We start from the raw sequence: 13,203 nt of genomic DNA on the forward strand, positions 1-13,203 counted from the left end.
GCCTATGAGGGAAGATATCTGGCGCCGTAACTGCGGTAAGATCGGCAATCCCCACGGGTTTTCCAGTTTGAAGTCGCGACGTGCCATAACCCATACTTTTTGTAATACTTTTTTATTATACCAAAATGGGAATCGCTCAGCGTGGGTAAAAGGTAAAAAATTGTGAATGACAACCAAGAACCTATACTGGTTTGTAAAGATCTTTGCATTTCATATTATACCCGGGCAGGAGAGATACCTGCCGTAGTCGATTTTTCCTTGACGGTTAAGCCGGGTGAGACCATCGGTATTGTCGGAGAGTCGGGCTGTGGTAAATCGACGGTTGCCATGGCGATCATGCAGTACATGGGTGCCAACGGCGGCATTAAAAGCGGCAGCATCACATTCAAGGGCCGCGATCTGACCCAGTTGTCCGAGGATGAACTGCGCCGGATTCGCGGCTCGGAAATCGCCATGATCTATCAGGAACCGTTTGCCTCCTTGAATCCAAGCCTCAAGATCAGCACACAGCTGATGGAAGTGCCGCTGGCCCATGAAAACATTTCCAAGGGGGACGCACGCAAGAGATCGGTAAACATGCTGACTGATGTCAAGCTGCCCGATCCTGAACGGATCATGGAGTCTTATCCCCATCAGCTATCTGGCGGACAGCAGCAGCGCGTCGTCATTGCCATGGGGCTTTTATCTAATCCATCTCTGTTATTATTAGATGAACCGACGACTGCGTTAGATGTGACCGTGGAAGCCGGGATTGTCAATTTGATTGCAGATATCAGCAAAAAGTTCGGCACGTCCCAGATATATATCTCCCATAATTTAGGCTTGATCTTAGAGACGTGTGACCGGGTATTTGTAATGTATTCCGGTGAGGTTGTAGAAGAAGGAACCATTAATTCGCTTTTTACCTGGCCAAAACACCCCTATACTCACGGCCTTTTTTCCTGTATCCCTTTGCCGACCGCCGATAAAAATGCGGCTCCCCTTAAGCCGATCCGGGGGCAACTGCCCCTGCCTTTTGAACGACCTATCGGCTGCTATTTCGCTCCCCGTTGTGATCATTTCCAACCGGGGTTGTGCGATAAAGCACACTTTAAAATGGAGCATGTTGATGGCAGCGCACCCGACCATCGTGTGCGCTGTTTACGCTATAAACTTATTGACCATGCAATCGAGTTGCCCGGCGATAAAGCCAAGGAAGTACTCAAGATCGGCAGAGAAGTCCTTGATGTCGATGACATGAAAAAATACTACGAGGTAAAAGATACCTCCTTGATGGCCTTGATTTCAGGTAAACGTTCTCGTTTTGTAAAAGCAAATGAAGAACTGAATTTTACAGCCCATGAAAGTGAAACGGTCGCCATTGTCGGTGAATCCGGCTGTGGTAAATCAACCTTTGCCAAAGTTCTCATGGGATTAGAGACAGGAACCGATGGAGAGATACGCCATAATGGTAAAGATATTTCAGACATAAAGGTTCGGGATCGTTCCACCAATCAGATCCGCTCATTGCAAATGGTTTTTCAAAATCCATTTGACACCTTGAACCCGAGTCATTCCATCGGTGGACAGATATCACGGGTTCTCAGACAATTTGGTGTTGAGACCGATAAAAAGAAAATTTTTGATCGGGTCATGAAATTGCTTGATACAGTCAAACTGCCCAGGGATTTTTATTTCAGAAAACCTCGGCAGTTGTCCGGCGGCCAGAAGCAGCGTATCGGTATTGCCCGGGCATTTGCCGGGAACCCGAGTATCGTCATTGCTGATGAGCCGGTTTCGGCTTTGGATGTCTCCGTAGCAGCGGCTGTGACTGAGCTGTTGATGGATATCCAGCGCAAACATAAAACCACCCTGCTCTTTATCAGCCATGATCTGAGTGTTGTGCGTTACCTGGCGGATCGAATTGTCGTCATGTATCTCGGCCATATTCTTGAACGAGGGTCGACGGAAGAGGTCTTTGCCCCTCCCTATCACCCCTATACGGAGGCGTTATTATCAGCGGTACCGATTGCCGATCCTGAAGTGACTAAACGAAAAATCGTTCTGGAAGGAAACCTGCCAAGTGCAATGAATCCACCCAAGGGCTGCCCATTTAGCACCCGCTGCCATCGAAGAATCGGTGATATTTGTGATAATGAGATGCCGCCGGTGCAAATTGTGGTGGATCGACATGCCATCAAATGTCATATACCGCTTGAAGAGTTGAAAAAGGTGGCGCCCGTAATTCATGTTCCGAATGAATCGGAACGGCTGCATAAAGCGCAGGCGGCAGAGAAATTGTAGCCGCTCACCGAGCGGGGATTTAAAGATTGCAGGGCCTTCCCGCCACCGTTCATCCGGGTCCGTTGCCACCCGTTGCGCCATTGTGTGCTATGGCTAATCACGGTTCCGTTTGACGATCTATTCGGGCGAGTCTGCCAACGCCAAACCTCCATTTCCGGTCCATCCAGCGGCCTGCATCGTATCGGGCTCAACGTTGCCCCCAAACGTATCCACATCGCCGATTGAAAAAATAATCCACAACCGACACCGGTGCATTGACAGGGTAACTCAAACGACACCAACAAAATGCAGGTGTCGTCCAGCCCACCGGCAAGGGTTTTTCTCAGGCTCACAGCTTCCAACCGTTGGCAGGCCTTTTTGATCGGCAGTAAGCGTTTATCGACGATCAAGGCGTGAATCGCCCAACAATTGGCCTTGACTTTGTGGTTGCCGCTTCATATTAGATTCTGGCTGTATATACCGGGTAAACATCCTTTCATCAATTCTAACTGGTTAACCATCAGATGGCCGGAAAGCCAGATTGCAATGCGTGACCGACTTCAGTCCGTGATATGCGGAGATATTCTCAAGGCCGACCTGAATGACCACACAATTACCCGGGAAACGATACCCGATTCACTGGTCGGCCGTTTCCTGGGCGGCCGCGGATTCAATGTGGGTTACCTGTTCGAGCATTTGCCGAGGGGCACCGACCCCATGGGGCCGGACAACATCCTTGTTATTTCATGCGGCCTGCTCACCGGTTCCCGGGCACCCACGGCCTCCCGGCTCCACCTCAATGCCCTGTCGCCCCTCACCGGGTTGATCGGAAGTTCCAATGTGGGCGGCTATGCCGGTGCCTGGCTGCGATCCACCGGTATCCTGAGCCTGGTGATCCGGGGACGGTCATCAACGCCGGTCTATCTCTACATTTCCGAACGCAACGTTGAAATCAGGGAGGCCTCACCCTATTGGGGGCTGGACGCCATAGACACTCAGGACCGTATCGCCGGGGACCTGGCCCAGGGGAATCTTAAAATCCTATCCATCGGCACTGCCGGTGAGTCCGGGGTGCGCTTTGCCTGTATCGTCGCCGGAAAAGACCATGCGGCCGGTCGGACCGGTCTGGGTGCGGTCATGGGCGCCAAACGACTCAAGGCAGTGGTCATCGATAAAGGCAGGTGCAAGCCCTTCGACGATCGGCGGCAGCTTATCGGCAGCGTGGTCAAGCAATACGTCAGACAGATCAAGGCGTCCCCGGATTGCGAAATCTTCTCCCGCTACGGTGGCGCCGGCTACATCAAGTGGGCCGATGACCTGGGCGTCATGGGCACCCGCAATTACCGGCAGAATCGCTTTGAGATGGTGGACCAGGTGGATGGCTGCAAGCTCATCGAGGACAAGGTGCGCTCCAGCGGCTGCTATCGCTGCCCCGTACAGTGCAAAGCCGACCTAAAATTTAAAGAAGGTCCGTTGAAAGGGCAGGTGGCCACCCGTCCGGAGTTCGAGCCCATGATCAACCTGGGATCAAAGTGCGGTCTGGGGGATCTGCAGGCCGTCGTCCGTCTGGACAACCTGTGTACGCGCCTGGGAATGGATTCTACTTCGGCGGCAACGGCTATCGCTTTTGCCATGGACCTGTTCGACCGTGGTATCCTCACCGGCGCGGATACGGACGGCATGGCGTTGGCCTGGGGTGATGCCGCGGCCATGGAGGCCCTTATCCGCCAGATGGCGGCCCGTAAGGGATTGGGCGGAATCCTGGCCCAGGGCGTCAAACGGGCTGCAGTGATCATCGGTAAAGATTCTTGGAAATATGCCGCCCACGTCAAAGGACTTGAGTTGACCGCTTACCATCCTGCGGCCATGTTGGGCAGTGCACTGGGCTATGCCGTATCCAGTCGAGGTGGCGATTACAACAATATATACGCCTCCCTTGAGCACCGCTGGCCAGCGGAAAAGGGTGCCGATGTATTCGGGTCTGCCGATTCCGTGAACAGGCGAAAACCAGCCGGCAAGGGCCGGCTGGTGCGCCGTGCCGTGCTGGTGAACATCATTGTGGACAGTCTGGGGCTGTGCAAGGTGCCTACCCTGTCATTGCTGGGCGCCTTCGACCTGGAAAATGAAGCGGTACTCGCCTCGGCCATCACCGGATTGCCCTTGTATGCCGATGACCTCTTTCACATCGGGGATCGGATTGCGGCCCTGGAGCGTCTGTTCAATCTCAAGCATGCCCCGGATATGGATGAAGACCGCCTCCCCGAGATGTTTTTTCTAAATGGAGACACGGTGCTGACTCAGACGGTCATGACCCAGATGCTTCTCGAATTCTACGCGGCCATGGGCTGGGACGAAAAGGGATGCCCTTTGAAGGAAACACTGGCAGCCCTGGGCATCGAACCCGGTGATCCCGCATCCTCAACCTTTTAAACGGCACCATCTCTGCGGCCAACCGAAAAGGAAAATCAACCATGAACCTGGAACCCAATGCCTTCTCACCCACGCTGACCTTTCTATCGGATACGGACAGGCAAAAAATCTACCACGCGGCCCTTCAGGTGCTGCAACACACCGGCATGAGCCTGCAGCATGACGGCGCCGTGAAATTGCTCAAGGATGCTGGATGCCGGCAGGATGCGGACGGGTTGATCACCATTCCCACCGCGCTGGTGGAAAAAGCGGTGGACAGTGCACCGGCCAACATTCCCATATTCAACCGGGAGGGCGAGCATGTGATGGATCTGGGGGGACGGCGAGCCTATTTCGGCACCGGCTCCGATCTCATGTACCACGTGGACGGCAAGACCCTGGCGCGGACGCATACCCGCCTGGAACACATCGCCCGGGCGGCAAGGGTCTGCGACGCCCTGACCAACATCGATTTTATCATGTCCTTTGCCCACCCCCACGACATCGATGCGCATCGGGCCTACGTGGAAAGCTTTGCCGCCATGGCAGCCAACTCCATTAAACCCATCGTCAATACGGCGGACAGCCGCGACGACCTGTCGGCCATGTGGGAAATATCCAAGATTCTCAGGGGCGGCGAACCGCAGCTGCGTGAAAAGCCTTACTGGGTCCAGTATGCCGAGCCCATCAGCCCGCTCAAACACCCCTTTAAGAGTATCGACAAGTTGATCTTCTGTGCGGAAACGGGCATGCCGGTGATCTACTCCCCGGCTCCCATCGCCGGCTCCACCGCGCCCATGACCGTGGCCGGCCACGTGGTTCAGGGCCTGGCCGAATGTTTTTTCGGTCTGGTCGTCCACCAGCTCACCGCACCGGGCGCGCCCTTTCTCATGGGGATGGGTGCCGCCGTGCTGGACATGGCCACCAGCCAGTGCTCCTACAACGCACCCGAATATCTCATGGCCTATATGGGCATGGTGGAGATGAGTCATTACTTCGACATCCCCAACTGGGGCTATGCCGGCACCAGCGATGCCCAGATACCCGATGGTCAGGCCACATACGAGGCCGGTCTGCTCACCTACCTGTCCACCGCCGCTGGTTCCAACCTCAACCACGACGTGGGCTACCTGGATTTCGGCTTGACCGGCAGTCTGGAGATGATTGTGATCATGGATGAGGTAATCGACCAGATCCGCCGGATCCAGAAGGGCATTGTCGTCGACGACGACCATCTGGCGGTGGAAGTAATCGGCCAGGGGGGCCGACAGGGACAGTTTTTCACCCAGCCCCACACTCTCAAACACCTTCGCAGCACGCAGTGGCGTCCCCGGCTGATTTGCCGGAATTCTCATGAGCGCTGGTCGGCGGAAGGCAGGACCAGCCTCCTGGACCGCGCCCATGAGCGGTTGAACCAGATTCTGAAAACCCACACCGTAAAACCCATGCAAGAGAAGATGGCCGGCGCCATCGCTGCACTGGTCAGCGGTTACAGATAAGAGAAATGGGCTGTGACTTTTCTTTGAAGAAAATAACATTCAACGATTGTCCATCCATAAGTGGTATATTTTGCTTCAGGCCAAGGCCGCAGCAGTTTTGAAACCGCAGGTGTAGCAGCACTATGTCGAGGATTTCAAAGGAGCGAGAACACAGGCCCGGGCCAAAAGATGCGATTTAGGGATGGACAATCAATAATGGAGTCAAACGATGATTCAAACCTCACAAACCCAAACCCGCAGCATTGAGATGCGTGTCCTGACCGATGACCAGGTCTGGGAAATCCGCCAGGCCGCTTTTGAAGTGATCGAAAAATCGGGGTTCAAATGTCTTCATGCGGGTGCCCGGCGGATGCTGGCCGGTGCCGGTGCCATCGTCAAGGATGAACGGGTGAAGATTCCCCGCTACATCGTCGAAGGCTGCCTGGCGACTGTCCCCAAAGGGTGGACCATCTACGACCGATGCGGCCGCCGGGCCATGGAGGTGGAGGGACGAAAAAGCCACTACAGTACGTCAACAGCCAGCCCCAATACCAAAGATGCCCTCACCGGCGAATACCACGAAACGCGGGTCGAAGATATCGCCATCGGCGCCAAAGTGGCCGACGCCCTGCCCAACATCGACTTCGTGATGCCAATGGGTTCTTCCCAGGACGTCAACGGAGCGGTGGCCGACCTGTACGAGTTTGAAGCGGTGGTCACCAACACCAGCAAACCCATGGTGTTCATCGGCTACACCCCTTTGGGATGCGACTATGTTTTTGAAATGGCGGCTGTCGTGGCCGGTGGGGCCGATCGGCTGAGAGAACGCCCCTTCGTGCTGCTCTATCCGGAGGCGATTTCGCCGTTTGTTTTTCCCCAGGAGGTAGTGGATCGTATCTTTATCGCAGCCGACCGGACCATGCCACAGGTGCCCGGTGCCACGGCCCAGCCTGGTGCGACATCACCCATGACCCTGGCCGGCACCGTGGTCCAAATTACTGCCGAATCCCTGATCCATATCGTCTTGGCCCAGTTGCGCAACCCCGGCTGCCCGGTTTCCATGAGCGGCAACGTCGGCATTCTGGACATGGCCACCGCCCTGATGGCATTCGGTGCACCCGAAGGGAGCCTGGGACTGGCGGCCCAGGCCCAGGTGGCCCAGTCATTCGGCCTGCCCACATGGGGCCTGGCCGGCGCCACCGATGCCAAGCGTCTGGATGCCCAGGCCGGCATCGAGAGCACCTTCGCCATTTTCAGCCAGGCGCTGGCGGGTTTGAACCTGATACACGACGTGGGCTACATGGCCAGCGGCATGGCCTGTTCCTGCGAGCAGCTGGTCATGGGTAACGAAATCATCGGCATGACCAAGCGCTTCGTCGAGGGCATCACCGTGAATGCGGACACCCTGGCCCGCGACGTTATCGACGCCGTGGGGCCCGGCGGTAATTTCCTGGCCCAGCGGCATACGGTGGCTCATCTGCGCAAGGAGTTGTGGCAGGCCAGGTTGTTGAACCGGCAGCCCATCGCCACCTGGCAGGCGGCCGGCCAGCCGACCATGGAGGATCGCGTCCGCGACGAGGTGCGCAAGATCGTGGAGACCCACCAGCCCGAACCCCTGGCCGGCAACATCCTCGAAGAAGTGCAGCGGCTGAAACGGGAAGGGGAGAAGGAGATATTGGCCCGGATGGAAAAAGGCTGATCCGGTAACGAACCATGACAAAAGACGAGAAAGTTCAACTGACGCATCATATCCGCAATCGGATCGAATTGACCGGTGGCAACATCGCTGCCTTCAAAGCCGGTTCTGTGCCGGTTTCACCGGACAATGCCATCGGCCGGCTCACCCGCATGGAAGCCATCAACAGCAAGAGCATCAATGAGGCGGCCCTGAGAAAAGCCCGGACCACCCGCGCCCTTTTGGAAAAAGCACTCAGGACCATCGACTCTGAAGATTTCGGCCTTTGCCGGGATTGTGAAGAACCGATCGCCTTTGCCAGGCTGATGGCCATGCCGGAGGCAGCGTTGTGCGTGGCCTGCGCGTCCCGGCACGAGTGATTGCCAACCCTTTCCCAATATTTCTATCTTGCCCCGGCGGCTTCCCACCCCACCATGGCTTTCTTTCTCGCCGCTCCCCAGCGGTATCGATGAATAGAGCCTGATTTGGCGATGACACGGTGGCAGGGGATCAGGTATGCGACAGGGTTGATAGCGAGGGCGTTGGCCACTGCCCTGAAGCCCCTGGGCCGTCCGATATAGCCCGCGATGTCCTGGTAGGTGATAAAACTGCCTGCGGGCACCGTCAGCAGCGCCCGCCAGACGTTGACCTGAAAGTTGGTTCCTTTGAGCTGCAGGTGAAACGGACGTGATCCATCCACCGGTTCCGGATTGAATATCCGGCTGGCGATCAGGCTGATGTCGGTGCGGCTTTCAACCAGCACCGCTCCCGGCCAGGCCCCATCGAGCTGGGCCAGGGCATTGGCCCGGCTACTGCCATCCACAAAACCCAGATGGCAGATTCCCCTGTCCGTTCGGGCAATCAGGCAGTCGCCGAACGGAGAGGGACTGAATCCGTAGCGGATTTCCAATCCCGCGCCCATCCGTTTGAATTCCCCCGGCGACATCGCGTCGAAGGTAACGAACAGATCATGCAGGCGGGCCGGCCCGGACAGGCCGGCGGCCAGCGCGACATCCAGAAGGCTCCTGGATTCGGCCAGTTTCCGTTTGGTGTAGTCCAGGGTCAGGGTGCCGAGAAACTGGATCGGGCTGATTCCCGCCCAGCGTTTAAACAGCCGGTCAAAATGAAATCTGCTGAGGTTTACCTGCGCTGCGATTTGATCCAGGGTCGGCCGGGACCTGAAGTTGTTCTCGATGAAACGGATGGCCTTTTCGATGCGCTGGTAGTCCTCGGATTGTTGTGAATAGTCAATCGGGTTCATTTCTGCCTCCATCAGCGTGATGGTGCCATCCTACCGGAGTGAATGGCCGATAGCCACCCGAATCTTGCTCTCTATCCCAGCAATATTCGGGTCGCCAAGCGATGATGAAACGGGTATAAGGGCCCTGACAGCTGCTCAACCATTCAACCCGAAATCATAAAAAGGCCCACTAACAATGAAATCAATAAGCACCACCGTCAATTCAGGCGATGCCCCGGCGCAGCAGGCGGGTTCCGCGGATGTGAACGCCGTCATGGGTGTCAGGGAATGGGGGCTGATCCTGATTCTGTCCGTTATCTGGGGAGGCTCCTTCTTCTTTGTGGGCGTCGCCGTAAAAGAGATGACGCCGCTGACCATTGTGCTGTGCCGTGTGGGTTTCGCGTCGATGATTCTTTTAGCCGTCGTGCGGCTGACAGGAAAAAAGATCCCCGCGTCCGCCGGCGTGTGGGGAACGTTTATTGTTCTGGGGGCGTTGAACAACCTGATTCCCTTCAGCCTGATTGTCTGGGGGCAGACCCATATCGACAGCAGCCTGGCCTCGATCCTGAATGCCACCACCCCGATTTTCAGCGTGGTTCTCGCACACCTGCTGACGCGCGAGGAGCGCCTCACAACCAACCGCATGGCCGGGGTGCTGGTTGGCTGGGTCGGCGTGGCGGTGCTGATCGGCATCGAGTCCCTGGGCGGTTTCGGCATCCAGGTGATGGGCCAGCTGGCTGTCGTCGGCGCTTCACTCTCGTATGCATGCGCCGCTATCTACGGCCGCCGGTTCAAGTCCATGGATCCGGTGGTCGTGTCTGCCGGCATGCTTTGCGGATCGACGGTCATGATGCTGCCCGTGGCCCTGATCGTCGAACAACCCTGGCACCTGGCGCCCGGCGCCGCCACCTGGGCGGCGTTGCTTGGTCTATCCGCGGTCAGCACCTCTTTGGCTTACATCATCTATTTCCGTGTTCTTGCCATTGCCGGAGCCACCAACATCCTGCTGGTCACGTTCCTGATCCCGGCCAGTGCCATCTTTTTAGGGGTCGTGGTGCTGGGGGAGCGGCCCGGGTGGAATGCCTTCGGCGGGATGGCGCTGATCTTCATGGGGCTGATTGCCATCGACGGCCGGTTGATCAAGGGGTTCAGGCGCCAGAAAGGGTTGATACGGGGAAATTGATAAAATCGTAACAATTCGCATTTCCGACGGATTTGTACAAAGCCCAAGATCAAGGCTTGCGAATCCTGAGGAATGAGGAGTACTTCCGGTACTACGCAGTGACAAAGGATGAAGCGTAACGCAGCTATTGGGCTTCTAAGGAAGCGTGCCCCAATAGAAGGCCCGTTTTTCGTAGGAGCGGCTTCCCGTTTTCTTTCGGATATATGGCCATGCAGGGCCTGAAAAAGCTTTTTACGATTGCATCAATCTTGACGGATTCGTAAAAAGTCAGAATTTTCGAATTCCATCGCTGTAACACACTGAAATTATTGCTTTACAAATTTCAAAAACAGCATTTTCGTGACTTTTTACGAGTTCATCAATCTTAAGCGCAAATACCTGCATATAGACCTCCCTGCAGAAAGGCAATCCCATTGAAAACCATCAAAACCGTATGCCATCGTGACTGCCCGGACACCTGTTTCATGGATGTCACCGTGGACCAGGGGAAAATCATTGCGACCCGAGGCAGCACTCTGAACCCGGTAACCCGTGGATTCCTCTGCCCGAGGGGCAACGGCGACCCCCAGCGCGTGTATAGCAACAAGCGGGTGCTGCATCCTCAGGTGAAATCGGAAGGCGTTGGGTCAGGGCCCTTTGCGCGTGTATCCTGGGATGTTGCCCTTTCTCGGGTTTCAGATCGGATTCAGTCCATCATCGACACCCATGGCAGGGAATCCCTTTTATTGTACGACTATCCGGGGAACACCGGCTTTTTGGCCTGGCATTTCGCTAAACGGCTCTGGTCCGCCCTGGGAGCGACAACCACCGATTATGCCCTGTGCAGCAGTTCCGGGCATACCGGCATCGGCCTGCATTACGGGCTGAGTTACGGTCTGCCATTGACGGGCATGGCCGCGTCCAATGTCATCCTGTTCTGGGGCAACAATGCCAAGGTGAGTGCGTCGCACATATGGGCCATGGCCCGACAGGCCAGGAAAGACCGGGGGGCCATTCTCGTCAGTGTCGATCCGCGCCAAAGTCCCACGGCCGAGGCGGCCGACATCTGGATCCAGCCCCGGCCCGGCAGCGATGTCGCCCTGTGTTACGGCATTGCCCGGTACCTGATCGAGAAGGATGGTGTCGACCAGGGGTTCATCGGCAAATGGACCACGGGCTACCAGGCATATGCTGAAACGGCCATGGGCTGGACACCGGAACGGGTCGAACAGGTAAGCGGTGTTCCCGGGCATGTCGTCGCACAGATCGGCGAGTTGTTGATGACCCATCGGCCGGCGGCGTTCATGATCGGACTCGGCCTTCAAAAGTCCATGCAGGGCGCGGAGGCAGCCAGGGCCGTGGCATTGCTGCCGGCATTGCTGGGGCTTCACCGGGGGTTTCAATACAGCAATTCGAGAGGGCATGAGATTGACTGGCCGACGATCAACGGCAGACGGCTGTCCGGGCATCGGGGCAAGGTGGTGGGCCAGACCGGCATCGGTCGGCGGCTGGCGGCCGGTGAATTCAAATTCGTCTATGTTTTCGGGTCGAACCCTGCCATGACGCTGCCCGACCAGTCCGCCGTGCGGCACGGCCTTGATCGTGAGGATGTGTTCGTGGTTGTGCATGACACCCACTGGTCGGAAACCGCTACCCGTGCCGATGTGGTTCTGCCGGCGCCCACCTTCCTGGAGAAGCGGGACGTCGCTATTTCCGACCACCATCCCTACAGTCGCCTGTCGGAGCAAGCCATTGCGCCGTTGGGCGACAGTTGGCATGAAATCCAGGTGATGCAGCAACTCGCTGAGCGGCTGGGCTTGACCGCCGACTGGCTTTACGAAGACCCGTGGGCGGCCCTGGAAAAGACACTTGCGCATACCTACCAGGAAGGGGGGGTGAAGCAACTTCTCGCCGGTGAGGTTCTTGAAGTGAAGCTGCGGCCAGAGGATGTGTATCAAACGCTTTCGGGAAAAATCGAGTTGGCGGCGACGGTATCGCATAGCGGATCGACCCCGCTGCCGACCCAACACGCGCTGCCGCGTGCAGGATCCTGGTTGGTCCTTCTGAACAGTTCGGTGGCCAACTACACGCACAGCCAGTTCACGGACGTGTTCGGCCCCATTCCCCAGGTCGTCTGGGTCCACCCGGAGGATGCCGGCAAGCGGTCTATCGAGGACAATGACGTGGTGGCGGTTTTCAATGAACTGGCCACGGTTACCCTGCGTGCCAAGGTGACCGCAAAGGTCCCCACGGGCACCCTGTGGGCACCGCGCCCGTTGACCGGTTTGAACGGCGTGCCATTGAATGCCCTGGTCCCCGGAATTTCTCAAGGCATCGGCGGCGGCCCCATATTCAATTCCGTAAAAGTCAAGGTCAAGCCCGAGGCCAGGCTTTCCGAAAGCGATTAATCGGGCCGCTGGACGTCAATACAAGAGAATCTATAGGCATGCCGTGGGTTGAAGTAACCCCATCGACGGTTGACACGAACGGACCGTGGAGGTCGTATGCCCGAGGAGATCCGCTTGATGGAAGGGTTCAACAGCTTATAAACGATAGAAAAGATCGGAATGATCCCTAACGGCTAACGGTCATGCCCTGGCCAAGCACTCATGAGAGGAAGAGTGCAATCAACCCGATGGCCGCAGGGATGGCCTGGATAAAGATAATCTTGCGGCTCGCGGTTGCTGCGCCGTACAGACCCGCAACCAGGACGCAGCAAAGGAAAAACACCTTCACGCCGATGCCGCTATCGCCGAGGCTCAGCCCCCAGAAGAGGCCGGCAGCCAGGAATCCGTTGTACAGCCCCTGGTTGGCGGCTAACACCTTGGACGCGGTTGCGGCTTCCTGTGTCTGGCCGAAAGCGCGGAGTCCGGCCGGTTTGTCCCAAAGGAACATTTCAAGCACGAGGATGTAAACGTGAACGAGTGCGATGAGGCCGACAACGATATTGGCAATGGTGGACACAAGCTCTCCTTAC

General features: G+C 56.8%; 9 protein-coding genes. 7 read left to right on the forward strand and 2 right to left on the reverse strand.

From position 1 onward, the window contains the following. Positions 1 to 162: 162 nt before the first annotated feature. From QNK41_RS02905 to QNK41_RS02925, 5 genes are all read left to right on the forward strand, one after another. A complete protein-coding gene (locus QNK41_RS02905; protein ID WP_319253568.1) occupies positions 163 to 2,283 on the forward strand; it encodes an ABC transporter ATP-binding protein in 2,121 nt (706 codons plus the stop codon). 525 nt (positions 2,284 to 2,808) lie between these two features. Further along, positions 2,809 to 4,692 carry an aldehyde ferredoxin oxidoreductase family protein gene (locus QNK41_RS02910; RefSeq protein ID WP_319253570.1) on the forward strand — a complete coding sequence of 628 codons (1,884 nt, stop codon included), beginning with the start codon at positions 2,809 to 2,811 and terminating at the stop codon, positions 4,690 to 4,692. A gap of 41 nt (positions 4,693 to 4,733) precedes the next feature. After that, positions 4,734 to 6,170, forward strand: coding sequence for a trimethylamine methyltransferase family protein (locus tag QNK41_RS02915; RefSeq protein ID WP_319253572.1), 1,437 nt, complete (start codon positions 4,734 to 4,736; stop codon positions 6,168 to 6,170). 208 nt (positions 6,171 to 6,378) lie between these two features. Continuing rightward, positions 6,379 to 7,848 (forward strand): trimethylamine methyltransferase family protein, encoded by a 1,470-nt coding sequence (locus tag QNK41_RS02920; protein WP_319253574.1) that lies wholly within the window; start codon positions 6,379 to 6,381, stop codon positions 7,846 to 7,848. A gap of 14 nt (positions 7,849 to 7,862) precedes the next feature. Beyond that, the gene (locus QNK41_RS02925; protein ID WP_319253576.1) at positions 7,863 to 8,204 is read left to right on the forward strand and encodes a TraR/DksA C4-type zinc finger protein; all 342 of its coding nucleotides are present in this window, start codon (positions 7,863 to 7,865) and stop codon (positions 8,202 to 8,204) included. A gap of 23 nt (positions 8,205 to 8,227) precedes the next feature. Here QNK41_RS02925 and QNK41_RS02930 read toward each other — a convergent pair whose 3' ends face one another. Further along, a complete protein-coding gene (locus QNK41_RS02930) occupies positions 8,228 to 9,085 on the reverse strand; it encodes a methylated-DNA--[protein]-cysteine S-methyltransferase (RefSeq protein ID WP_319253578.1) in 858 nt (285 codons plus the stop codon). Between the two features lie 175 nt (positions 9,086 to 9,260). On the opposite strand from QNK41_RS02930, the gene QNK41_RS02935 reads away from it, so the two are divergent. Then, positions 9,261 to 10,247 carry a DMT family transporter gene (locus QNK41_RS02935; protein WP_319253580.1) on the forward strand — a complete coding sequence of 329 codons (987 nt, stop codon included), beginning with the start codon at positions 9,261 to 9,263 and terminating at the stop codon, positions 10,245 to 10,247. Between the two features lie 413 nt (positions 10,248 to 10,660). Next, entirely contained in the window at positions 10,661 to 12,634 is a 1,974-nt protein-coding gene (locus QNK41_RS02940) for a molybdopterin-dependent oxidoreductase (protein ID WP_319253582.1), read from the forward strand. A 199-nt stretch (positions 12,635 to 12,833) separates the two neighbouring features. Here QNK41_RS02940 and QNK41_RS02945 read toward each other — a convergent pair whose 3' ends face one another. Next, positions 12,834 to 13,190: a DUF1304 domain-containing protein gene (locus QNK41_RS02945; protein ID WP_319253584.1), complete on the reverse strand. Its 357-nt coding sequence runs from the start codon at positions 13,188 to 13,190 to the stop codon at positions 12,834 to 12,836. Positions 13,191 to 13,203 lie beyond the last annotated feature (13 nt).

The sequence above is a fragment of the Desulfosarcina sp. genome (assembly GCF_033791525.1).
GTDB lineage: Bacteria > Desulfobacterota > Desulfobacteria > Desulfobacterales > Desulfosarcinaceae > Desulfosarcina.